The 23,076-nt window shown below is 69.3% G+C and carries 20 protein-coding genes; 13 read left to right on the plus strand and 7 right to left on the minus strand.

Annotated features, from left to right (window positions below):
* Positions 1–88: 88 nt before the first annotated feature.
* Positions 89–2,182, minus strand: coding sequence for a transketolase (gene tkt, locus SACGLDRAFT_RS08725; RefSeq protein ID WP_005463728.1), 2,094 nt, complete (start codon positions 2,180–2,182; stop codon positions 89–91).
* Between the two features lie 373 nt (positions 2,183–2,555).
* Between tkt and SACGLDRAFT_RS08730 the strand changes: the two genes are divergently transcribed.
* From SACGLDRAFT_RS08730 to SACGLDRAFT_RS08740, 3 genes are all read left to right on the plus strand, one after another.
* Positions 2,556–3,536, plus strand: coding sequence for a heme o synthase (locus SACGLDRAFT_RS08730; protein ID WP_040918795.1), 981 nt, complete (start codon positions 2,556–2,558; stop codon positions 3,534–3,536).
* 150 nt (positions 3,537–3,686) lie between these two features.
* Positions 3,687–6,086: a HelD family protein gene (locus tag SACGLDRAFT_RS08735; RefSeq protein WP_005463730.1), complete on the plus strand. Its 2,400-nt coding sequence runs from the start codon at positions 3,687–3,689 to the stop codon at positions 6,084–6,086.
* 10 nt (positions 6,087–6,096) lie between these two features.
* The gene (locus SACGLDRAFT_RS08740) at positions 6,097–6,720 is read left to right on the plus strand and encodes an FKBP-type peptidyl-prolyl cis-trans isomerase (protein WP_005463731.1); all 624 of its coding nucleotides are present in this window, start codon (positions 6,097–6,099) and stop codon (positions 6,718–6,720) included.
* Between the two features lie 63 nt (positions 6,721–6,783).
* On the opposite strand, the gene SACGLDRAFT_RS08745 is transcribed toward SACGLDRAFT_RS08740, so the two are convergent.
* On the minus strand, positions 6,784–7,755 hold the full coding sequence (locus SACGLDRAFT_RS08745) for a quinone oxidoreductase family protein (RefSeq protein WP_005463733.1): 972 nt from the start codon (positions 7,753–7,755) through the stop codon (positions 6,784–6,786).
* A gap of 115 nt (positions 7,756–7,870) precedes the next feature.
* Here SACGLDRAFT_RS08745 and SACGLDRAFT_RS08750 point away from each other — a divergent pair, with 115 nt between their 5' ends.
* The 3 genes from SACGLDRAFT_RS08750 (at position 7,871) to SACGLDRAFT_RS08760 (ending at position 10,845) form a co-directional block, all read left to right on the plus strand.
* Entirely contained in the window at positions 7,871–8,845 is a 975-nt protein-coding gene (locus SACGLDRAFT_RS08750) for a DMT family transporter (RefSeq protein WP_005463735.1), read from the plus strand.
* Between the two features lie 29 nt (positions 8,846–8,874).
* Positions 8,875–9,642 carry a DUF3159 domain-containing protein gene (locus SACGLDRAFT_RS08755; RefSeq protein WP_005463737.1) on the plus strand — a complete coding sequence of 256 codons (768 nt, stop codon included), beginning with the start codon at positions 8,875–8,877 and terminating at the stop codon, positions 9,640–9,642.
* 87 nt (positions 9,643–9,729) lie between these two features.
* Positions 9,730–10,845 (plus strand): phosphatase PAP2 family protein, encoded by a 1,116-nt coding sequence (locus SACGLDRAFT_RS08760; protein WP_040919751.1) that lies wholly within the window; start codon positions 9,730–9,732, stop codon positions 10,843–10,845.
* A gap of 64 nt (positions 10,846–10,909) precedes the next feature.
* Here the strand turns inward: SACGLDRAFT_RS08760 and SACGLDRAFT_RS08765 are convergent, their stop codons facing one another.
* The 5 genes from SACGLDRAFT_RS08765 to mptB all read right to left on the minus strand — a co-directional run bounded on the left by SACGLDRAFT_RS08765 (position 10,910) and on the right by mptB (position 16,469).
* A complete protein-coding gene (locus tag SACGLDRAFT_RS08765) occupies positions 10,910–11,854 on the minus strand; it encodes an acyl-CoA desaturase (protein ID WP_005463741.1) in 945 nt (314 codons plus the stop codon).
* A 130-nt stretch (positions 11,855–11,984) separates the two neighbouring features.
* Entirely contained in the window at positions 11,985–12,956 is a 972-nt protein-coding gene (locus tag SACGLDRAFT_RS08770; RefSeq protein ID WP_005463742.1) for a COX15/CtaA family protein, read from the minus strand.
* 159 nt (positions 12,957–13,115) lie between these two features.
* Positions 13,116–13,913 (minus strand): ABC transporter permease, encoded by a 798-nt coding sequence (locus SACGLDRAFT_RS08775; protein ID WP_198283560.1) that lies wholly within the window; start codon positions 13,911–13,913, stop codon positions 13,116–13,118.
* A 5-nt stretch (positions 13,914–13,918) separates the two neighbouring features.
* Entirely contained in the window at positions 13,919–14,845 is a 927-nt protein-coding gene (locus SACGLDRAFT_RS08780) for an ABC transporter ATP-binding protein (RefSeq protein ID WP_040918803.1), read from the minus strand.
* A gap of 25 nt (positions 14,846–14,870) precedes the next feature.
* Positions 14,871–16,469: a polyprenol phosphomannose-dependent alpha 1,6 mannosyltransferase MptB gene (gene mptB / locus SACGLDRAFT_RS08785; RefSeq protein ID WP_005463747.1), complete on the minus strand. Its 1,599-nt coding sequence runs from the start codon at positions 16,467–16,469 to the stop codon at positions 14,871–14,873.
* A 120-nt stretch (positions 16,470–16,589) separates the two neighbouring features.
* Here mptB and SACGLDRAFT_RS08790 point away from each other — a divergent pair, with 120 nt between their 5' ends.
* From SACGLDRAFT_RS08790 to SACGLDRAFT_RS08820, 7 genes are all read left to right on the plus strand, one after another.
* The gene (locus SACGLDRAFT_RS08790) at positions 16,590–17,426 is read left to right on the plus strand and encodes a helix-turn-helix transcriptional regulator (RefSeq protein ID WP_005463749.1); all 837 of its coding nucleotides are present in this window, start codon (positions 16,590–16,592) and stop codon (positions 17,424–17,426) included.
* A complete protein-coding gene (gene sufB, locus SACGLDRAFT_RS08795; RefSeq protein ID WP_005463751.1) occupies positions 17,423–18,871 on the plus strand; it encodes a Fe-S cluster assembly protein SufB in 1,449 nt (482 codons plus the stop codon). The genes SACGLDRAFT_RS08790 and sufB overlap by 4 nt, the downstream gene beginning before the upstream one ends.
* A 1-nt stretch (position 18,872) precedes the next feature.
* Complete coding sequence (gene sufD / locus SACGLDRAFT_RS08800; RefSeq protein WP_005463753.1) at positions 18,873–20,045, plus strand: Fe-S cluster assembly protein SufD; 1,173 nt, start codon at positions 18,873–18,875, stop codon at positions 20,043–20,045.
* 64 nt (positions 20,046–20,109) lie between these two features.
* On the plus strand, positions 20,110–20,877 hold the full coding sequence (sufC, locus tag SACGLDRAFT_RS08805; protein ID WP_005463755.1) for a Fe-S cluster assembly ATPase SufC: 768 nt from the start codon (positions 20,110–20,112) through the stop codon (positions 20,875–20,877).
* Between the two features lie 37 nt (positions 20,878–20,914).
* Positions 20,915–22,201: a cysteine desulfurase gene (locus SACGLDRAFT_RS08810; protein WP_005463756.1), complete on the plus strand. Its 1,287-nt coding sequence runs from the start codon at positions 20,915–20,917 to the stop codon at positions 22,199–22,201.
* Positions 22,201–22,650, plus strand: a complete 450-nt coding sequence (gene sufU / locus SACGLDRAFT_RS08815) for a Fe-S cluster assembly sulfur transfer protein SufU (protein ID WP_005463758.1) — start codon at positions 22,201–22,203, stop codon at positions 22,648–22,650. The genes SACGLDRAFT_RS08810 and sufU overlap by 1 nt, the downstream gene beginning before the upstream one ends.
* A complete protein-coding gene (locus tag SACGLDRAFT_RS08820; RefSeq protein WP_005463760.1) occupies positions 22,647–23,051 on the plus strand; it encodes a metal-sulfur cluster assembly factor in 405 nt (134 codons plus the stop codon). Before sufU ends, SACGLDRAFT_RS08820 begins: the two co-directional genes overlap by 4 nt.
* The last annotated feature ends 25 nt before the right edge of the window (positions 23,052–23,076 follow it).

Below are 23,076 nucleotides of genomic sequence, written 5' to 3' on the forward strand. Positions count from 1 at the left end.
ACGTCATCCCTTCCCAGGTATCGACTCCTCGCGGGTGGGCGTCACGTCGTTCTCGTGACGCCCACCCGCCGGACTGCGTGCCGCGACGTCAGCTCCTGGCCAGCGAGCGGCGGGCCGCGGCCACCACGGCCTCGGCGGTGATCCCGAACTTCTCGTAGAGCGTCTTGTAGTCGGCCGAGGCGCCGAAGTGCTCGATCGACACGATCTCGCCCGCGTCGCCCACGAACCGGTACCACGGCTGGGCCACGCCCGCCTCGACCACGACCCGCGCCTTGACGGTCGGCGGGATGACGGCGTCACGGTAGGCCTGGTCCTGCTTGTCGAACCACTCCACGCACGGCATGGAGACCACGCTGGTGGGAGTGCCCTCGGCCTCGAGCACCTCGCGGGCCTGCACCGCGAGCTGCACCTCCGAGCCCGTGGCGATGATGACGACCTCGGGGGAGCCGCTGGACGCCTCGGCGAGCACGTAGCCGCCCCTGGCCACGCCCTCGGCACTGGTGCCCTCCAGCACCGGCACGTTCTGTCGGGTCAGCGCCAGGCCCGTGGGGGCCTCGGTGTCCTCCAGCGCCGCCTTCCACGCCGCCGCGGTCTCGTTGGCGTCGGCGGGCCGGACGACGTTCAGGCCGGGAATGGCGCGCAGCGAGGCGAGCTGCTCGATCGGCTGGTGCGTCGGGCCGTCCTCGCCGAGGCCGATCGAGTCGTGCGTCCACACGTACACCACGGGGGCCTTCATCAGCGCGGCCAGTCGGACCGACGGCCGCATGTAGTCGCTGAAGATGAGGAACGTGGCGCCGTACGGGCGCGTGCCGCCGTGCAGGGCGATGCCGTTGAGGATCGCGCCCATGGCGTGCTCACGGACCCCGAAGTGGAGGTTCCGGCCGTACGGGTGCGCGGTGAACATGCCCGTCGACGCGCTCTCCGGGCCGAACGAGTCGGAGTTCTTGATGAGCGTGTTGTTGCTCTCGGCGAGGTCGGCCGAGCCGCCCCACAGCTCCGGCAGCACGTCACCGATGGCGTTGAGCACCTCACCGGAGGCCTTGCGGGTCGCGATGCCCTTGGGGTCCGGCTCCCAGCTCGGCAGCTTCTCCTCCCAGCCCGCGGGCAGAGTCCGGGTGCGGAGGCGGTCGGCCAGTTCCTTGCGCTCCGGGTTGGCCTTCGCCCACGCGTCGAAAGCCTGCTGCCACTTCTCCCGCTCGGCCTTGGCGCGCTCGCCGACCTTGCGGGTGTGGGCCAGCACCTCGTCGTCGATGTGGAAGCTGACCTCGGGGTCGAAGCCCAGCGCCTTCTTCACGGCGGCGACTTCCTCGGCGCCGAGGGCGGCGCCGTGGGCCTTACCGGTGTTCATCTTGTTCGGCGCGGGATAGCCGATGACGGTGCGCAGCAGGATGAACGACGGACGCGTCGTCTCCGCCTTCGCGGCCTCGATGGCGCGCTCGAACGCGACGACGTCCTCGCCGCCCTCGACCACCTGCACGTGCCAGCCGTAGGCCTCGTAGCGCTTGGCGGTGTCCTCGGACAGCGCGATGTTGGTGTCGTCCTCGATGGAGATCTTGTTGTCGTCGTAGATGACGACGAGGTTGCCGAGCTCCTGGCGGCCCGCGATCGAGGACGCCTCGGCGGTCACGCCCTCCTCGATGTCACCGTCGGACGCGATGACGTAGATGTAGTGGTCGAACGGGCTCTCGCCCTGCGGGGCGTCCGGGTCGAGCAGACCGCGCTCACGACGTGCCGCCATGGCCATGCCCACCGCGTTGGCCAAGCCCTGACCGAGCGGGCCGGTGGTGGTCTCGACACCCGGCGTGTGCCGGTACTCGGGGTGGCCGGGGGTCTTCGAGCCCCACTTCCGGAGCTGCTTGAGGTCTTCCATCTCCAGCCCGTAGCCGGCGAGGAAGAGCTGGATGTACAGCGTGAGGCTGCTGTGACCGGCCGACAGCACGAACCGGTCCCTGGCGGGCCACTCCGGGGCGGCGGGGTCGTGGCGCATGATGCGCTGGAACAGCGAGTAGGCCACCGGCGCCAAGCTCATGGCGGTGCCGGGGTGCCCGCTGCCGCAGTGCTCGACGGCATCGGCCGCCAGCACGCGGATCGTGTCCACCGCGCGGGTGTCCAGATCCGTCCAGTCGGCCGGGTAGTTCCGGCGCAACAGTGGGTTGTTCTCCGAAGGGGCGATCTCCGACACTGACTCGGCTCCCTAGAGGTCTCGGCTTGGCTGTTCTTTGCCGGTTACCCGGCCGTGCCCGTCACGACGATCTTAATCGATCCTGAACCCGGTGTGCCGGTCTTGTCGAAGGACGTGGCCTGCGAGGATTCGACACGACGGCGGGCTCCGGCGACGGGTACCGGTGAGTTCGGGGACCAGCCTAGTCGACGGGGGTGAGCCGGTCAGCGATCACGGGCACAGCGGGAAGCGGATGCTCCGAGCGACGGTCGGCGTGACGTCGGTCCCCCTGGCGGGTGCCGCCGGACAGGGCCCGCGCCCGCTCTACTACGATCTGTCAAGGTATCGCGTCCATGCCGACGCCCTAGACGAAATCCAAGGCACAGGGAGCGAGATGTCGTTGGTGAACGCTGCGCACGGGCGCAGTGAGCACACCAGCGCCGTGCATCCCACTGGCGAGTCGGAAGCTGGTGGCCGGCGGGGTCTGCGTGAGGTCATCGGCGCGTACGCCGCGCTCGCCAAGCCGAGGGTGATCGAGCTGCTGCTCGTCACCACGATTCCCGCGATGTTCCTCGCGGGGCGGGAGATTCCGTCGCCGTGGCTGGTCCTGGCCACCCTCGTTGGCGGCACGATGGCCGCGGGCAGCGCCAACGCGTTGAACTGTGTCATCGACGCCGACATCGACAAGGTGATGAAGCGGACCCGGCGGCGCCCGCTGGTGAGGGACTCCGTGCCGAGGCGCAACGCGCTGATCTTCGGCGTCGCCCTCGGAGTGGCCTCGTTCGGCCTGCTCTACGCGACGGTGAACCTGCTCTCCGCCGTGCTCGCGGTCGTCACGATCCTCTTCTACATCTTCGTGTACACGCTGCTGCTCAAGCGGCGGACACCGCAGAACGTCGTCTGGGGTGGCGCGGCCGGCTGTATGCCGGTGGTCATCGGCTGGGCCGCCGTGACGGGCACCGTGGAGTGGCCGGCCTTCGTGATGTTCGGGGTCGTCTTCTTCTGGACCCCGCCGCACACGTGGGCGCTCGCGATGCGTTACCGGGAGGACTACGAGCGCGCGGGCGTGCCCATGCTGCCCGTCGTGGCCACCCCGAGGCACGTGGCGAAGCAGATCCTCGTGTACTCGTGGGTCATGGTGGCGTGGACCCTGCTGCTGGTCCCGGCCACCAGTTGGCTCTACACCGCGTTCGCCGTGCTGTCGGGCGCGTGGTTCCTCTTCTACGCGCACCGGTTGTACCGGGGCGTGGTGCGCGGTGAGAAGACCAAGCCGATGGCGCTGTTCCACCGGTCGAACACGTATCTGATGATCGTGTTCGTGGCGATCGCCGTGGACGCCGCGATCGGTCTGCCGGTTCTCGGGCTGCCGTTCTGACACACTCGCTGTCCGTCCCGTCACCGGATGGACGGAAGCGGGAATTACCTACGTTCCGCGTTCGTTATCCCTGGGCCATTCCGTCCCCCCGACCGCGAAAGTGGGCTGATTGTGTCCGTGTCCCCGCATCATCGGGAACCCGACAGCACAATGACGTTCGACCCGCAGACCTCGAAGCAGGATCAGGCCAAGCGCGCCGAGATCGCCGCGGAGCAGGCATACGTCTCGATGCTCTACGACAAGCTCGACGCCGAGCGGGAGCTCGCCGACCGCAAGTTCACCGAAGCACTACGTTCCTCCGCGGAACCCCCGCAGGAGGCGGCGGAACGCGAGACGGCCACCGCGACGTACAGTGACCGGCTGGCCCAGCTCAAGTCCGTGGAGCAGGGACTGTGCTTCGGCAGGCTCGACTTCGCCGAGGACGCCACCGACGACGAGCCGACCATCTACATCGGCCGTGTCGGACTGTTCGACGACGGTGACGACTACCGTCCGTTGCTCATCGATTGGCGGGCACCCGTCGCTCGCCCGTTCTACCTCGCCACGGCGGCATCCCCGGAGGGGGTCCGGCGACGCAGGCACATCCGCACGCTGAGCCGCCGGGTCGTCGGTATCGACGACGAGGTACTGGACCTCGGCGCGGGCGAACACACCGACCACCTCGGACTCGCGGGCGAGGCCGCGCTGCTGGCGGCGCTGGAGCGCAGGCGCACCGGCGAGATGACCGACATCGTGTCGACCATCCAGGCGGAGCAGGACCGCATCATCCGCGCCGACATGAACGGTGTCCTGGTGGTCCAGGGCGGTCCGGGTACCGGGAAGACCGCCGTGGCCCTGCATCGTGCCGCGTACCTGCTCTACACCTATCGCAGGCAGCTCACCACGCGGGGGGTGCTCGTCGTCGGCCCCAACAGCACGTTCCTGCGCTACATCGGGCAGGTGCTGCCGTCGCTGGGCGAGACGGGCGTGCTGCTCGCCACCGTCGGCGAGTTGTTCCCCGGTCTGTCCGCCACCGGCCTCGACACTCCCGAGGCCGCGGAGATCAAGGGCAGGCTGGTGATGACCGAGGTGCTCGACAAGGCCGTGCGGGACCGCCAGACCGTTCCCGAGGACGTGCTGGAGGTGCCCGTCGAGGGCGGTGAGGTGCTGGTCCTCGACCGAAGGACGTGCGAGCGGGCCAGGGAGAAGGCCCGCCGGACGCTGCAACCTCACAACCTCGCCCGTCGGGTGTTCGTGGACCGCCTGCTCGACGCGCTGGCCGACCAGGCGGTGCGCAAGCTCGAATCGGACGTCCTCGACGAGCTGCCCGAGATCCCGCTGACCGAGGACGAGGTGGACAGCGGTCCCATGCTCGACGCGCGCGACCACGCCACCATTCGCGCGGAACTCGCCGAGGACCCGGCGGTGCAGGCCGCGTTGCAGTCGCTGTGGCCGAAACTCACCCCGCAGGAACTGCTCAGCGACCTGCTCACCGATCCCGAACGGCTGGGCTCGGCCGCCGGGGACGTCCTGCCGGAGCGGGAGTGGCGGGCGCTGCTGCGCAAGCCGGGGTCGCTGTGGACGCCCGCCGACGTCCCGCTGCTGGACGAGCTCGCCGAACTGCTGGGCGAGGACGACACCGAGGCCAGGGCCCGCAGGGAACGCCAACGCCGCGAGGAACGCGCCTACGCCGAAGGCGTGTTGCACGTGCTGGAGCAGGACGACGAGATCATCGACGAGGAGGTCATCCGGGTACGGGACGTCCTCGACGCGGAACTGTTGGCGGAGCGGCAGGAGGCCAGTAGCAACCTCACCGCGGCCCAGCGCGCGGCCCTCGACCGTTCCTGGACGTTCGGACACGTCATCGTCGACGAGGCCCAGGAACTGTCAGAAATGGACTGGCGGTTGCTCATGCGCCGGTGTCCCAGCCGATCCATGACCCTGGTGGGGGACGTCTCCCAGACCGGATCGGCCGCGGGTACCTCGTCGTGGGACCGGGTACTGCGGCCGTACGTCGCCGACCGCTGGCGGCTTCGTGAGCTCACCGTGAACTACCGCACACCCGCCGAGATCATGAGATTGGCCTCGGCGGTCCTCGCCGAGATCGATCCCGATCTCACTGCTCCCAGGTCGGTGCGGGAGTCCGGCGTCGAGCCGTGGCGGCGATCGAGTTCACCCGATTCGCTGGCCTCCGACGTCCGCCGATGGGTGGAAGAGGAACTGACCGCCCTGATGGAGGAGCGAGGAGGAGGCACGCTCGCGGTCCTGTGCCCTCACGCGGAGGAGGGGCGACTGTCGGCCGAGCTGGCCGAGACGCAGGCCAGGGCGGGATTCGACGACACGGGCGACAACCCGAGGGTGTCGGTGCTCACAGTGGACCGGGCGAAGGGGCTGGAGTTCGACGCCGTGATCGTGGTGGACCCCGAAGGCATCGCCGAGGCGTCGCCACGGGGCCTCAACGACCTGTACGTGGCCCTCACGCGTGCCACTCAGCGGTTGGGCATCGTCCACACGGCACCACCGATGCCCGCACTCTCAGGCGAGCAAACGTCCTCGTCGGCGGCCGGATAGGGTGTCAACCATGCGCAACGCTGGCAAGATCATCACCGTGGCGGCCGTCGCCGCGGCGCTCGCGGCGTGCTCGCCGCCCAACGAGCAGCCCTCGGACCTGCCTCCGGGGGCCGACCCCACGCCGTCGCAGCAGGCGGCGCAGCCTACGCAGGGCACACAGCAGCCGTCCTCTCCCACGTCCACCACGTCGCCGACGCAGGGTGAGCGGGGCGAAGCCTGCACGGCCGAGGACATCGAGGTCACGCAGTCCGGTGAGGGCGAGGGCTACCGGGTCACGATCCCTCGGGACTGCTCCGCGCCGACCGAGCTGCTGACCCGTGAGCTGCAGGCCGGCAGCGGCCCGGCCGCGGCCGAGGGAGACCAGCTCGACGTCGACTACTCGATCGTCGCGTGGTCGGACGGCGAGGTGAAGGAGAACACCTTCGGTGAACTCGGAACGCTGAGCGTCCAGCTCGGCGAGCAGCAGGCCGGGTTCGAGGGCTGGAACGAGGCGTTGCAGGGAGCGCAGGAGGGCACGCGGCGCCTGATCGTCGTTCCCGAGGACATGGGCTTCGCCCAGGACAGCGACCACCCCTTGGCCGGCGAGACCCTCGTGGTGGTCGCCGAGGTCGTGGACATCGCGCCACAGCAGTGACCTGCCGCGCGCTCGTCGTGAGTGGACGTGGCGTCCCCCGCCCGTCCACTCACGACAGGCGCCTCAGGGCAGCAGCAGCACCTTGCCGGTAGTGCGGCGCCCTTCCAGGGCCTCATGGGCCTTCCGGGCGTCGGTCAGCGCGTATCGCGCCCCGATCCGCACAGTCAGCCGTCCCTCGGCGAGTCCGTCGAACAGCTCGCCGACCCGCCACTCCAGCTCCTCCCTGGTCCGCGTGTAGTCGCCACTCGTGGGCCGGGTCAGGAACAACGAACCACCCCGGTTGAGGCGTTGCGGGTCGATCGGCGGCACGGGCCCGCTCGCCGCGCCGAACAGCGCGAGAAGACCACGGGGACGCAGACAGGACAGGCTGCCCTCGTAGGTCGAGGCACCGACTCCGTCGTACACCACGTCGACGCCCTCGCCGTTGGTCAGTTCGCGGGTGGCGGCCACGAAGTCCTGCTCGGTGTAGCGGATGACCTCGTCGGCGCCGGTCTCACGGGCCAGCTGTTCCTTCTCCGGCGTCGACACCGTGCCGATCACCCGTGCTCCTCGGGCCTTCGCCAACTGGATCAGGAGCAGCCCGACACCGCCCGCCGCCGCATGCACCAGCACGGTCTCCCCCTCCCGCACCGGGTGGGTGGACGTCGTGAGGTAGTGCGCGGTGATGCCCTGCAGCAGGACCGCGGCGGCCGTCTCTTCCGACACCCCCTCGGGGATCTTCACCGCGGCCTCGGCGGGTACGACGGCCCGGCCCGCGTAGCCTCCCGGGACCCCCTGCCAGGCCACTCGGTCGCCGACCGACAGCTCGGTGACTCCGTCGCCGACGGCGAGCACCCGGCCCGCGCCCTCGATGCCGGGGACGTAGGGCAGGGGCACCGAGTAGATGCCGGTGCGCTGGTAGGTGTCGATGTAGTTCACCCCCGCCGCGGCCACCTCGACCAGAACCTCTCCCGGTCCCGGTTCAGAGATGTCGATGTCGGCGACGTCGAGCACCTCCGGGCCTCCGGTCCGCTCGATGCGAATCGCCGTGACCATGCGTGTCCTCCTCTAAAGCCGTGCGATTGTGCGAACACCACTCAACACGATCTCCGCGCGGGACGGCAGTGGTGTCCACTCGGCGTACCCTGGCGAGTGCGACGTACCTCATCGCATGAGGTGTTCGGGAATCTCGCACGCCGTTTCGGCGCTGGTCTTCAACGTGGTACTGCCTGTCGCTCTCGGATTCACGGCGGCGTTCCTCTTCGCCGCCTCGGCGGCCCTGCAACGCCGCGCGGTGTTGCACGCTGCCGACTCCGACTCCGAGCACCGGGCCAGCACCCATCGACTGCCCGTGTTGTGGCTGTTCCGGCGGCTGCTGCGGCAGCGGGTGTGGCTTGCGGGCTGGCTCACCAACCTCGGTGGGTTCGCCTGTCAGGCCGCCGCGCTGCATTTCGGCTCGGTCGCGTTGGTGCAGCCGCTGTTGGTGACGCAGTTGCTCTTCGCGCTGCCCATGGCGTCCGCCGCCGTGCGGTTGTGGCCTCCACTGCGGGACTGGCTCGCCGCCATCGCCATCACCGGCGGTGTGGCGCTGTTTTTGTCCGTGGAGGGAGCGGCGCCGATGGAGGGCGAGCCGGACCGGGAGCGGCTCGTGATCGCGGTGCTGGTGGCCGCGCTCACGATCCTCACCCTGTTGCAGATCGCTCAGCGTCGGCGGCCGTTCGCCTACAGTGCGCTCGTCGCCACGTGTGCGGGTATCTGTTACGCGATGAGCGCTGCCATGATGAAGCTCACCGCCGACAGCCTGGCGGACGAGGGAGTGGCCGCGACGGCCACGGACTGGCCGGGCTACTTGCTCGCCGTCACGACGGCGACGGGGCTCGTGCTGGGCCACCAGGCCTACGGGTCCGGTTCCCTCTCGGCGGCGGTGGCCGTGATGTCCACCGTGAACCCGTGCGTGAGCTTCACGATCGGACTCCTGGTGTTCGATACCGTGCCCGCCACCGAGCCGGGCCCGCTGGCCGCCGTGGCCGTGGCGGGTGTGCTGCTCGTCGCCGGCGCGTTCGGCCTCGCGCACTCGCCCGCCGTGCGGTTGGAGACGCGTAGCACGGCAACACATGGCGTTTACCCCATTCGAGGTAACGTTTAGGACACGACTCGGGCGCGTAAGTCATCCTGATGGAGGACACGTCCGCCCGGTGTCGCGCCGCCCCGGCCTGGCCCCGACCCGAAAGAACTCCTATCGTGCCTTGCCTCGCTGCGGAGCCGTCCCACGAACGGCATCTGGTCATCGAGATACCGCACCTACGATCCACCATCACCCGTGCCGTCGTCCTGGCTCTTGAGACCGCGGTCGTCCCCACGTTGCTGTTCATGGTGCTGCTGAACGTGGCCGGACTCGCCCCCGGTCTCCTGGGCGTCCTCGGCTGGAGCGCCTTCGTCATCGGCCTGCGCAGGCTGATGCGGCGCCAGGTGCCGCACACGCTCCTGCTCGCCACGGGCATGCTCGTGGCCAGAGCGCTCGTCGCGCTCATCACCTCCAGCGCCGTGGTCTACGTACTCCAACCCGTCGTGGGCTCGGTGTTCATGTTCCTGCTGTTCGTCGGCAGCGCGGTGCTCGGAAAGCCCATCACCGAGCGACTGGCCCGTGACTTCGTGCATCTGCCCGCCGAGCTCTTCGCTCACCGACGGGTGAAGAAGGTGTTTGTCAACGTCGCCCTCATGTGGGGCGGCTCGCGCCTGCTCGACGCGGCCATGACCTTCGGGTTCCTGCAGTGGAGCATCGACGCGGGGCTGCTCTCCCGCGGCGTGTTCAGCGGTCTGCTGACGGCGCTCACCATCGCGGTCTGCGCGGCACACGGCTGGCGTTCGTTGCGGTCGCTGCCCGACGTGACCCTTCGGCTCTCGCGCCGGCCCGACCCCGTGCCCGAGCCCGTCGCCGCCTGACTCGAAAGGCCCTCACTCTCCCGATCGCGCGTGGGAGCGACGTCCTCCGACGCGTGGTATACGGGGTGTGTGCTCACGACGGGGTCGGTGACGAGCACCACCCGAGACTCGACCGACAGGCGGAGGAGACGGCGTCCGAGGTGGTGGGTCGAGATCCTGCTCGGACTCCTCCTGTTCGGCCTGTACGCGCTGCTGGGAGGGCTTCCGCTGCCCGGACACGAGCGGCGGGCCGTCGCCAACGGCGAGGACATCCTCGCCCTGGAAGCGGTGTTGCACACCGACTTCGAACGGTCGGTGAACCACTGGCTCGCCGACCGGGGCTGGCTCACGATCGTGGCCAATTACGAGTACGCGTTCAGCTACCTCGCCGTCACGCTGATCACGCTGGTGTGGCTGTACCGGCGCAGGCCCCACCACTACGGGTGGGGGCGCAACGTGTTCGTGGTCGTCAACGTCCTCGCGATCCTGTGCTTCTGGCTGTATCCGGTGGCGCCACCGAGGCTGCTGCCCGAGGCCGGGTTCCTGGACACCGTGCGCTTGGGCGGCACCTGGGGCTCCTGGGGCTCGCCGATGCTGGACGGGGCGAACCAGCTCGCGGCCATGCCGTCGCTGCACCTCGGCTGGGCGTTGTGGGCGTCCGTGGCCCTCGGCCGCGGTGGAGCGCCGCGCCCGGCGCAGGTGGCCAGCGCGGTCCACGTGGCCGTGACGTTCGTGGTGATCGTGGCCACGGGAAACCACTACTGGCTCGACGCCCTCGGGGGAGCGGTCGTGGTCGGGTTGGGTGTCCTGGCCGCCGACGCCGTCGGAGGCGGGGCGGTGACGTGGACCGCTTCCGGCCGACGATCACTGTGGCGGCCGCGTCTTGCGCCCTACACTGACGCCGTGACTGAGACCACCACCAACTCCGCCGCCCCCGCCGTCAAGTCCGCTCAGTTCGCCGCCGCGCGTGCCTTCGTCGCCGACCACGGCAAGCCCGCGAAAGCCGTCGTGCAGCGCATCGGACGGGCCGGAGCGCGGGTGGTCCTCGTGGGCGACGACGGTGCGCTCGGCGACGTCGTGGTACCGAGCGTCGAGACGGGCGAGGCGTTGATCGAGGCGGTCGACGGAGTGGAAGCCGCCGAGTGGGACGCCGAGACCGTGAGCGCCACCGTGATCGGCCCCGAGCACCGCAGGAGGATGGCGGGCCCGCGCGCCCGTCGCTGACGGAAAAAGCCGCACGCGGGTTCTCGTCGCCACTGGCCGGGCCGGGCGAGGGGAGCCCGCGGCTTTACGCGAGGCGCTTGGCCGCCAGCCGCTCCGGCTTCGGCCAACGGACGCTGTGAGCCCAGCCGAGCTTTTCGAACAGCCAGATCAGCCGCGCGGAGATGTCGATCTGACCGCGCAGCACGCCGTGCCGAGCACACGTGGGATCGGCGTGGTGGCTGTTGTGCCAGGACTCGCCCATCGACAGGATCGCGAGCGGCCAGAAGTTGGCGGCCCTGTCACGGCTGGCGAACGGTCGCTCGCCGACCATGTGGCAGATCGAGTTCACCGACCACGTCACGTGGTGGGAGAACGCGATGCGCACGAGGCCGGCCCAGAAGAAGGCGGTCACGGCGCCCCACCACGACCACGTGATCAGCCCGCCCAGGAGCGTCGGCAGGGCCAGGCTCACCACGATCCACAGCCAGAAGTACCGGTTGACCACCCGAAGGTCCTTGTCCGACAGCAGGTCGGGAGCGAATCGCTCGTAGTTGGTGACCTCGCGTTTGAACATCCATCCCATGTGGGCGTGCCAGAACCCGCGCAGCAGGGCGAGCGGCGAGGTACCGAACAACCACGGCGAGTGCGGGTCGCCCTCCTTGTCGGCGAACGCGTGGTGCCTGCGGTGGCTGGCCACCCAGAAGATCACCGAGCCTTGGACGGCCATGCTGCCCGCGATGGCGAGCGCGATGCGGAGCGCGCGGTTGGTCTTGAAGGAGCCGTGGGTGAAGTACCGGTGGTAGCCGACGGTCACACCGAGGGTGCAGACGGTGTAGAACACCGCGGCGAGGACGAGATCGACCCAAGTCAGTCCCCACCCCCAGGCGAAGGGGATCGCCACGACCAAGGCGACGAAGGGGATCAGCAGGAATGCCTTGAGCACGATCATCTGCGCGGTGGAGCGCTCGTGTCCGACGAGGGGTTTCGGTCCGGAACGGCGTTCGTGAGCCGGCTGTACGGTGCTGCTCATCGTGCCTGTGACCTCGCATAGCGGAAACGGGAAACGAGCGGGAAAGCCTCTCGAACCCAGTGCAGCACAGCACGGCGACGATCGCATGCGGACCGAAACCGTACCGCGAGACGAGGCGCCGGCGGCGAGGTCAGACGGCGCCGACGGCGTGGCGTTCGGTGGCGGGGGCCGCGCTGACGACGGGACCCCGGTCACGGGTGGCGCACCACAGGGCGGCGGTGGCGGCGATCACCAGCATCGAACCGAGCACATGCAGGGACACGAGCGGTTCGGGAATACCGAGCCGGTACTGGACGATTCCCAGCGCTCCCTGGGCGAGGGCGATGCCCCACACGGTGGCGTAGCGCGCCCACAGCGTCTTCTCGACGCGCGCCCGGTACCACTGGATGCCCAGGATCACGAGTATCGCGAGGAAGGCGTACAGGAACGCGGAGTGTACCCTCGCGAGGGCCTCGATCGGGGCGTCGAGGCGTTCGACGTCGGGGTCCCCGCCGTGCGGGCCCGCGCCGGTGACCACGGTTCCCGCCACGATCAACCCGGCCAGGGCGACCACGAGCGCCACGAGGATGGGACGGCTGGTTCGGGGAACACGCGGTCGTGGGGGCTCGTCGCCCTCGTTGAACGCGCGGAGCAGGACGACGGCCATCCACACCAGGACGGTGGAGGGGATGAAGTGCAGTGCCACGACCCACCACAAAAGGTCGGCGAGCACGGTGATGCCGCCGATGACCGCCTGCGCGACGACGCCCGCGGGCATGATCCACGCGAGCTTGACGAGGCGCTTACGGCTCGGGTGGTCGAGGTAGACCCGCCAGGCCGCGAGGACGCACAGGGCCGCGACGAACACCACGACGATGGTCAGCAGGCGGTTGCCGTACTCGATCCACTGGTTCAGCGTGGCGTACTCGGGGTGGTCGACCGGGACCATGCTGCCGGGGAAGCACTGCGGCCAGGTGGGGCAGCCGAGCCCGGAGCCCGTGACCCGCACGATCGAGCCCGTGACCCCGATGCCCGCCTGGGTGACGATGGCGGCGATGGCGAGGGCTCGTTGCAGGCCGCGCGAGGGGTAGGGCAGGCGACCGACGAGCGAAGACAACTGCACGATCCCAGAGAGTACTACCGCGCGTAGCGCGTCCTCGTGGGCGGTGGTGGGGAGAGGGGTGCGGCCTCACGGCCGGCATCTGCGGACACGTGTGCACAGCCTGCGGACACGCGTACGAGGAGTGCGGACACGCGTACGCAGGCTGCGGACACGGCTGAGTCAGGTCAGTTTCGTGGTGCGGGTCGCCAGGGCCGTGGCGGCAAGTGCCCAGAGCGCCAGGACGCCCACGGGAAGCCAGGTGGGGGTGCCGTCGGCGAGGGCCGCGTGCAGTCCCTCCGCCAACGCGCCCGAGGGCAGGTAGGGCACGACGGCGGCGAGAGGGCCGGGCAGCGTGTCGGGCCCGATCACGATGCCGCCCGCGAGCAGCAACACGAACCACACGATGTTGGCCAGCGCGAGCACGGCCTCCGCACGCAGCGCACCGCCGAGGAGAACGCCGAGCGCGCCGAAAGCGACCGTGCCCACCAGCAGCAGCGGGAGGGCGGCGGCGAGCCCGGACGCGGTGGGCGACCAGCCGAGTGCCACGGCGGTGCCTCCGAGCACCACGACCTGGACGGCCACCACGACCAACGCCGCGACCAGCTTGCCCAGCACGAGCAGCCAGCGTGGCAGCGCGGTGGCTGCCAGCCGTTTCAACACCCCGTAGCGGCGGTCGAAACCGAGCGCGATGGCCTGCCCGGTGAAGGCCGAGGACATCACGGCGAGCGCGAGAATCCGGGGGGCGACCCAGTCGACCCGCTGCGGGACGTCGTCGGGAACGGGCACGACGTCGAGCACGCTCAGGCCCACCAGCAGCGCCAGCGGGATGAGCAGGGTGAGCAGGATCTGCTCGCCGTGCCGCAGGGTGAGGCCGATCTCGGTGCGGGCGTGCGTGAACAGCATCGTGCCGATGCGGCCGCGTCCCGGCGCCGGGGTGAACGTGCCGGGCTCGAAACGCGGTGAGTCCGCGGTTCGCATGGTGGTCACGCGCGTAGCTCCCGTCCGGTGAGTTCGAGGAAGACTTCCTCCAGGTCGCGTTTGCCGATGTGCAGCTCCTCCGCGAGCACGCCCTGCTGGGCGCACCACGCCGTCACCGTGGAGATCACCTGGGGGTCGACGGTGCCGTACACCCGGTAGCTGCCGGGCGAGGACTCCTTGACCAGATAACCCTCCGGCAGCGCCGCGGCGAGCAGATCGGTGTCGAGCCCCGCCCTGGCGCGGAAGCGCAGTTGCGCGTCGTCGGCGCGTTCGGCGGTGAGCTCGGCCGGGGACCCGGAGGCGATGACCCGGCCGCCGTCGACGATGACCACGGTGTCGGCCAGCGTCTCGGCCTCCTCCATGAGGTGGGTGGTGAGCAGCACACTCACCCCGTCGTCGCGCAACGCCGCGAGCAGGTCCCACACCAGGCGGCGGGCCTGCGGGTCCATGCCCGCGGTCGGTTCGTCCAGGAACACGAGTTCGGGCCGTCCAACGAGGGCGCACGCCAGCGACAGGCGCTGTTGCTGGCCGCCCGACAGTCGCTTGAACGGGGTCCGGCGCACCGCCGACAACCCGAGGACGTCGAGCAGCCACTCGGGGTCCAGGGGGTTCGCCGCGCAGGAGGCCACCAACCGCAGCATGTCCGCCGCCCGCACACCGGGGTAGGCGCCACCGCCCTGGGGCATGATGCCGATGCGGGGACGCAGTTCCGCGCCGTCGTGGGCGGGGTCGAGCCCCAACACGCGGACGGTGCCCTCGTCGGGGGTCTGGAATCCCTCGCAGATCTCGACGGTGGTCGTCTTACCCGCCCCGTTGGGGCCGAGAAGGGCGAGCACCGTGGCTCGGGGCATCGTCAGATCGAGGCCGGACACGGCCGTGACGGCACCGAACCGCTTCACCAAGCCGGTGATTTCCACGGCCGTTGCTTCCACGACTGACAAGGGTAGATCGGACGGGTCAGCGATCGACCGCCGGGCGACCGGCGTGACCGAGAAGACCGGGGCGTCGCAGCAGCATGGGGGCGCGGCGCCAGGCGATCAGCACCGCGAGCGCGACGACGATCAGCGCGGCGACGAACGCCTGGTGGAGGATGTACGACCGGTTGTCGAACGGGCTTCCGGTGGGCGGGATGAGCAGGGCGAGCGCCGCGCTCACGACGGTGGCGACGTTGCGGAACCGGGATGTTCCCGCCGCGGCGGCGAGGGGGATCACGGCCCACAGCAGCCACCACGGCTGCATCGACACGTGCAGCATCATGAACGCGCCGAGCGAGACGCCCAGCCCGATGATCGGGCGGTACCGCCAGTGGAAGCTGTCCCACAGGAACTTCAATGTCACCGCGCCGGCCACACCGTAGCCGAGCAGGCCGAGGATCGCGATGATCGACGCCGTGTGGTTGCCGAGACCCAGCACGATGCCGAGCACGCCGCCGAGCTGGCCCAGCTCGGCCACGGGGGACAGCCAGCTCCAGACTTTCGACGGGGTCTCCAGCGCGCCGATCCAGCCGAACCCGAGTCCGGTGCCGAAGCCGATGGCCAGGGTGACGGCCAGGAACACGGCGAGCATGACGACGGCCGCGACGGCGAGGTCGGCGAACCGGCCCCGGCCCCGCCTCGCGATCATCACGCCGAAGAAGCCGAGCGCCACGATGGCGTGGATTTTCACCATCGCCGCGAGGGAGATCACCACCGCACCGAGCACGATGTAGATCAGCTCGTCTTTGCGCCAGGGCGGCGGGGGATCGCCTTTCACCCGGACGGCGAGGCGACGCATGCCGAGTTCCAGGCCCGTGAGCATGAGACCGATACCGAGCGCCTCGTTGTGCGCACCCGCCACCAGGTGGAACAGCACGAGAGGGTTGGCGGCGCCCAGCCACAGGGCCGTGCCGGGGGCCACGCCGTAGCGGCGCGCCAGGCGCGGCAGGGCCCACACGATGAGGCCGAAGCCGATGAGAGCCACCAGGCGCTGCAGCAGGACCCCGACGGCCACGTTGGTGCCGGAGAGGCCGCCCAGCCAGCTCCCGATTTCGAGGAACAACGGGCCGTACGGCGCGGGGGTGTCGCGCCACATGTTCGACACGCCCGCGGTGAAGGGGTCGGCCACGCCGAGCGCCTCGGCGGGACCGAGGGCGTAGGGGTCGAACCCACGCCGCACGATCTCGCTCTGCGCGAGGTAGCTGTAGACGTCCCTGGAGAACAGCGGAGGGATGACCAGCAGCGGCAACGTCCAGGTGACGAGCGTGCGCAGCACCTGGCCCTGGCTCGCGATGCGGTCGCGACCGGGGCGGGCGAACCGGCCCAGCCACAGCCAGGCGATCACCATCATCCCCATGCCGGTGAACGCGATCGCGACCGACACGGTGGGGATGCGGGTGAACAGCCTCAGGACGGGGATCTCCAGCACCGGGTTGAGGATCGGTGCCGCGCCCGCGCCGAGAGAGCCGAACGCCAGCAGTAGCGCTCCGATGGTGCCGAAGCGTCGTGTCACTCCCAGCGCACGGGTCTCGTCGGCGTCGAGCGGGTCAGTCCCACCCGGTTCCACCGGTGATCGCGTCATGATCCCGCCCTTGCCCACAACCACGGGGGTGAGGGTATCGACTCTCGTTCGCGCGTGAGTCCGGTCACTCGACTTCGAGCCGACTTTGCCCCTCTCTCGGAAATACGACACACTTATGTTGTGAAAAAGCAGGGGACGTTCGACGAGCGCGGCGGGGGTGCACTGCCCGCCGCGTCGGAGTCTTCTGCCTCGGTGACGACGGAGGGCCGGACCCGCAACGAGGTCGCCAGGCTCCTGCTCGAACAGGGGCCGATGTCGGCCGCCGCGGTCGCCGAGCAGCTGGGCATCAGTGTCACCGCGGTGCGCAGGCACCTCGACGCGCTGGTGGCCGACAACCAGGCGAGGACCCGCCAGGCGCCCCGCCGGGGTCGCCGAGGCCGGGGTAGGCCCGCCAAGCTCTTCCTGCTCACCGAGCAGGGTAGGGCCCGGTTCGGTCACGCCTACGACGACCTCGCCGTCGCGGCCATCCGGTTTCTCGCCGAGCATGCCGGGGAACAGGCCGTCAAGGCGTTCGCCGAACGTCGGGTGTCGGCGCTCGTGGGCCCGTACCGCGAGGCCGTGACCCGGCATTCCGGTGCCGCGTCCAGGGCCGAGGCCCTTGCGAGCGCCCTCACGAGGGAGGGTTACGCTGCGTCGACCCGCAAGGTGGCGACACCCGGTTCCACCGCGGGAGCGCACGGTGCTCAACTGTGCCAGCACCACTGCCCGGTCGCGCACGTCGCAGCTGAGTTCCCGCAGCTGTGCGAGGCGGAGACCGAGGCGTTCGCCGAGCTGCTCGGCACGCACGTGCAGCGGCTGGCGACGATCGCACGCGGTGACGCCGCGTGCACCACGCACGTACCCGCCGATCCGGTGGGTAGCGAAAGGAGACGTCGACATCCGCCCCCCGCGGCCGACAACGCCGTGGAGCACCCGGACATCGACAGTGCAACTCCGAACGGAGGGACTACCGCATGACTGCCGCTGCCGAGCAGCGCAATCCCACCACCCAGCCGCTGAGCCAGGAAGAGACCATCGCGTCCCTGGGCAAGTATCAGTTCGGCTGGGCCGACCCGGACACGGCGGGCGCGAGCGCACGCCGGGGACTGAACGAAGAGGTCGTCGCCGACATCTCCGCGAAGAAGTCCGAACCGGAGTGGATGCGCGAAACGCGCCTGAAGGCGCTCAAATTGTTCGAGCGCAAGCCGATGCCGAACTGGGGCGCCGACCTCTCGGGGATCGACTTCGACAACATCAAGTACTTCGTGCGCTCCACCGAGAAGCAGGCCACGAGCTGGGACGAGCTGCCGGCCGACATCAAGAACACCTACGACAAGCTGGGTATCCCCGAGGCGGAGAAGCAGCGTCTCATCGCCGGTGTGGCCGCGCAGTACGAGTCGGAGGTCGTCTACCACCAGATCCGTGAGGACCTGGAGAAGCAGGGCGTCATCTTCCTCGACACCGACACCGGTCTCAAGGAGCACCCCGAGCTGTTCAAGGAGTACTTCGGCTCGGTCATCCCCGCGGGTGACAACAAGTTCTCCGCGCTGAACACGGCCGTGTGGTCCGGTGGGTCGTTCATCTACGTGCCGCCGGGCGTGCACGTCGACATCCCGCTGCAGGCCTACTTCCGGATCAACACCGAGAACATGGGCCAGTTCGAGCGGACGTTGATCATCGTCGACGAGGGCGCGTACGTGCACTACGTCGAGGGCTGCACCGCCCCGATCTACAAGTCCGACTCGCTGCACTCGGCCGTGGTCGAGATCATCGTCAAGAAGGGCGGCCGCTGCCGCTACACGACGATCCAGAACTGGTCGAACAACGTCTACAACCTGGTCACCAAGCGCGCCAAGGCCGAAGAGGGCGCCACCATGGAGTGGATCGACGGCAACATCGGCTCCAAGGTGACGATGAAGTACCCGTCGGTGTTCCTCATGGGCGAGCACGCCAAGGGCGAGGTGCTGTCGGTGGCGTTCGCCGGTGAGGGCCAGCATCAGGACGCGGGTGCCAAGATGGAGCACCTCGCGCCGCACACGTCCTCGACCATCGTGTCGAAGTCGGTCGCGCGCGGCGGTGGCCGTACCTCCTACCGCGGCCTCGTCAAGGTCGCCAAGCGTGCGCACAACTCCAAGTCCACGGTGAAGTGTGACGCGCTGCTGGTCGACACGATCTCGCGGTCGGACACCTACCCGTACGTCGACATCCGCAACGACGACGTCGCCATGGGCCACGAGGCCACGGTGTCCAAGGTCAGTGAGGACCAGCTGTTCTACCTGATGTCGCGCGGTCTCACCGAGGACGAGGCCATGGCCATGGTGGTGCGAGGGTTCGTCGAGCCCATCGCCCGCGAGCTGCCCATGGAGTACGCGCTCGAACTGAACCGCCTGATCGAACTGCAGATGGAAGGAGCCGTCGGCTGACATGACGGTCGCCGAGAACACCAGCAACACCGCCGCCGCCGCGGAGGCCGTGGTTCCGGCCGCCTCTCGCGGCGAGCGGTTCACCTCCTACGACGTCCGGGCCTTCGAGGTTCCGGGCGGCCGTGAGGAGATCTGGCGGTTCACGCCGCTGAAGCGGCTGCGCGGCCTGCACGACGGCACCGCCACCGCCACCGGGGAGATCTCGGTGGAGGCCGATGCCGCGCCCGAGGTCACGGTGGAGACCGTGGCCCGTGACGACGCGCGGTTGGGCGAGGCCGGGGTGCCCAGTGACCGGGTCTCCGCGCAGGCGTACTCGTCGTTCGAGAAGGCCACCCTCATCACCGTGCCCAAGGAGACGAAGGCGTCCACCCGGACGCTGATCCGGCTCACCGGCCCCGGTGAGGGCAAGACGGCCTACGGGCACGTGCAGGTTCGGGCGGAGCGGTTCGCCGAGGCGGTGATCGTGCTCGACCACGTCGGCTCCGGTACCTACGCCGACAACATCGAGTTCGTCATCGGCGACGGCGCGAACCTCACCGTGGTGAGCGTGCAGGACTGGGCCGACGACGCCGTGCACGTGTCCGAGCAGCACCTGAAGCTCGGTCGTGACGCGACGTTGAAGCACATCGTCGTCACCTTGGGCGGCGACCTCGTGCGGGTGAGCCCCACGGCCACGTTCACTGCCCCCGGTGGCGACGTGGAGATGCTCGGGCTGAACTTCGCCGACGCCGGCCAGCACCAGGAGCACCGCCTGTTCGTCGACCATGCCGTGCCGCACTGCAAGTCGAACGTGCTCTACAAGGGCGCGCTCCAGGGCGACGACGCGCACTCGGTGTGGATCGGCGACGTGCTGATCCGGGCCGCCGCGGAGGGCACGGAGACGTTCGAGCTGAACCGCAACCTCGTCCTCACCCAGGGCGCTCGCGCCGACTCGGTGCCGAACCTGGAGATCGAGACGGGCGAGATCGAGGGCGCCGGCCACGCCAGCGCCACGGGAAGGTTCGACGACGAGCAGTTGTTCTACCTGCGGTCGAGGGGCATCACGGAGGAGCAGGCGCGCAGGCTGGTGGTGCGCGGGTTCTTCCACGAGATCCTCATGAAGATCGACGTCCCCGAGGTGCGCGAGCGCCTCGAGGCCGCGATCGAGGAGGAGCTCCAGGCCATCGGTGCCTGAGCCGGCCCGACCACGAAGCTGACCACGCCTACGAAGACTCACGGAAAGATCGAAGAGAAGGCACATGGCCACACTGGAAATCAAGGATCTGCGGGCCGACGTCGTCACCGACGAGGGCAACAAGGAGATCCTCAAGGGCGTCAACCTGACGATCCGCTCGGGCGAGACCCACGCGATCATGGGGCCGAACGGCTCCGGCAAGTCGACCCTGTCCTACGCCATCGCCGGGCACCCCAAGTACGAGGTGACCTCGGGTGAGGTGCTGCTGGACGGCGAGAACGTCCTGGAGATGAGCGTCGACGAGCGTGCTCGCGCCGGGTTGTTCCTGGCGATGCAGTACCCCGTCGAGGTCCCCGGCGTGTCGATGTCCAACTTCCTGCGCTCGGCCGCCACCGCGGTGCGCGGCGAGGCGCCGAAGCTGCGCCACTGGGTCAAGGAAGTCAAGGACGAGATGGCCAAGCTGGAGATCCCGGCCGAGTTCGCCGAGCGCAGCGTCAACGAGGGCTTCTCCGGCGGTGAGAAGAAGCGCCACGAGATTCTTCAGCTCGCTCTGCTCAAGCCGAAGATCGCCGTGCTCGACGAGACCGACTCGGGTCTGGACGTCGACGCCCTGCGCGTGGTGTCGGAGGCCGTGAACGACTACAAGGCCAACAACGAGGTCGGCGTCATGCTGATCACGCACTACACGCGCATCCTCAAGCACATCCAGCCGGACTTCGTGCACGTCTTCGCGGGCGGCAAGGTCGTCGAGTCGGGCGGCAAGGAGCTGGCGGATGAGCTGGAGGAGAACGGGTACGTCAAGTACACCGACAAGGCAGAGGCCGCGGTCTGACGCGGGCAGTCGGGGAACGTCGAAAGGAGTTGGCGCGATGACCACCATGGATTCGCGTCCCTTGGATGTCACGGCGGTGCGCGCCGACTTCCCGATCCTGTCCCGCACTGTCCGCGACGGCAAACGGTTGGTGTACCTCGACTCCGGGGCGACCTCCCAGCGCCCGGCCCCGGTGCTCGACGCGGAGCGACGGTTCGTGGAGACGTCCAACGCGGCCGTGCACCGGGGTGCGCACCAGCTGTCGGAAGAGGCGACCGACGCCTACGAGGGCGCGCGCGGGAAGATCGCCGCGTTCGTGGGCGTCTCGCCCGGCGAGGTGGTGTTCACGAAGAACGCCACGGAGGGCGTCAACCTGGTCGCGTACGCCATGAGCAACGCCGCCACCGCGGGGCCGGAGGCCGAGCGCTTCGTCGTCGGGCCCGGTGACGAGATCGTGGTCACCGAAATGGAGCACCACGCCAACCTGGTGCCCTGGCAGCAGCTGTGCCGGCGTACCGGCGCCACGCTGCGGTGGTTCGGGGTCACCCCTGACGGCAGGCTCGACCTGTCGCAGCTCGACGAGCTGATCACCGAGCGCACGAAGGTGGTGGCGTTCGCGCACCAGTCGAACGTGCTCGGCACGGTCAACCCCGTCGAGACGCTGACCCGCAAGGCCCACGAGGTGGGTGCGCTGGTGGTGCTCGACGCCTGCCAGTCGGTGCCGCACTTCGCGGTGAACTTCGCCGAACTGGACGTGGACTTCGCCGTGTTCTCGGGCCACAAGATGCTCGGCCCGTCCGGCATCGGGGTGCTCTACGGCCGCCGGGAGTTGTTGGAGGCCATGCCTCCGTTCCTGACCGGCGGATCGATGATCGAGCTGGTGCGGATGGAGGAGTCGACTTTCGCCCCGCCGCCGCAGCGGTTCGAGGCGGGGGTCCCCATGACTTCTCAGGCGGTCGGTCTGGGAGCGGCCGTGGACTACCTCAACGCCGTCGGCATGGATCGGGTCGCCGAGCACGAACACCTGCTCGCACAGCGGGCGTTGGAGGGGCTGCGGTCCCTGCCGGGTGTGCGTGTCGTCGGTCCGCAGGACACCGTCGACCGCGGCGCCACCGTGGCGTTCGTCGTGGACGGGGTTCACCCGCACGACGTGGGTCAGGTGCTGGACAGCCTCGGCATCGCGGTTCGGGTGGGCCACCACTGTGCGTGGCCGTTGCACCGTTCGTACGGTGTTCCCGCCACTGCGAGGGCCTCGTTCTACCTCTACAATGAACCGTCCGAGGTGGACGCCCTTGTCGAGGGCGTTCGCGAGGCACAGCGGTTCTTCGGCGTGGGGGGAGTCTGATGGATCTGGAGTCCATGTACCAGGAGATCATCCTGGACCACTACAAGAACCCTCACGCTCGCGGTCTGCGCGAACCGTACGACGCCGAGTCGTTCCAGGTGAACCCCACCTGTGGCGATGAGGTGACACTTCGGGTCCGGCTCGACGGTGATCTCGTGGCCGACGTGTCGTACGAGGGTCAGGGGTGTTCGATCAGCCAGGCGTCGACGTCGGTGCTGACGGACCTCGTCATCGGGCGTCCGCTCGACGAGGCCCTCGCCAAGTTGAACGCGTTCACCAAGCTCATGCAGAGCCGTGGGGAGATCGAGCCCGACGAGGACGTGCTGGAGGACGGCGTGGCGTTCGCCGGCGTCGCGAAGTATCCGGCGCGGGTGAAGTGCGCCTTGCTCGGCTGGATGGCCTTCAAGGATGCTGTGAGCAGGACGTCGACCAGTGAGGTGACTGCATGAGCGAGACCGAGACGGCCGACCACCGCGAGGGCCGTACGGCGGCGGACCTGCCGGAGCAGACGCAGCCCGCCCCCGCCGGTGACGTGGCCAAGATCGAGGAGATCGAGGAGGCACTGCGCGACGTCGTGGACCCCGAACTCGGGATCAACGTCGTCGACCTGGGCCTGGTCTACGACATCCGTGTCGACCAGGAGAACACGGCCACCCTCGACATGACGCTGACGTCGGCGGCCTGCCCGCTGACCGATGTCATCGAGGACCAGACGGCGTCGGTGCTCACCGGGGCCAACCCCGTGGTGAAGGACTTCCGGATCAACTGGGTCTGGATGCCGCCGTGGGGTCCGGAGAGGATCACCGAGGAAGGTCGTGAGCAGTTGAGGGCGCTGGGCTTCACGGTCTGAGCCGTCCCCGAACTGCGGACACGCC

This window comes from Saccharomonospora glauca K62 (assembly GCF_000243395.2).
GTDB lineage: Bacteria > Actinomycetota > Actinomycetes > Mycobacteriales > Pseudonocardiaceae > Saccharomonospora > Saccharomonospora glauca.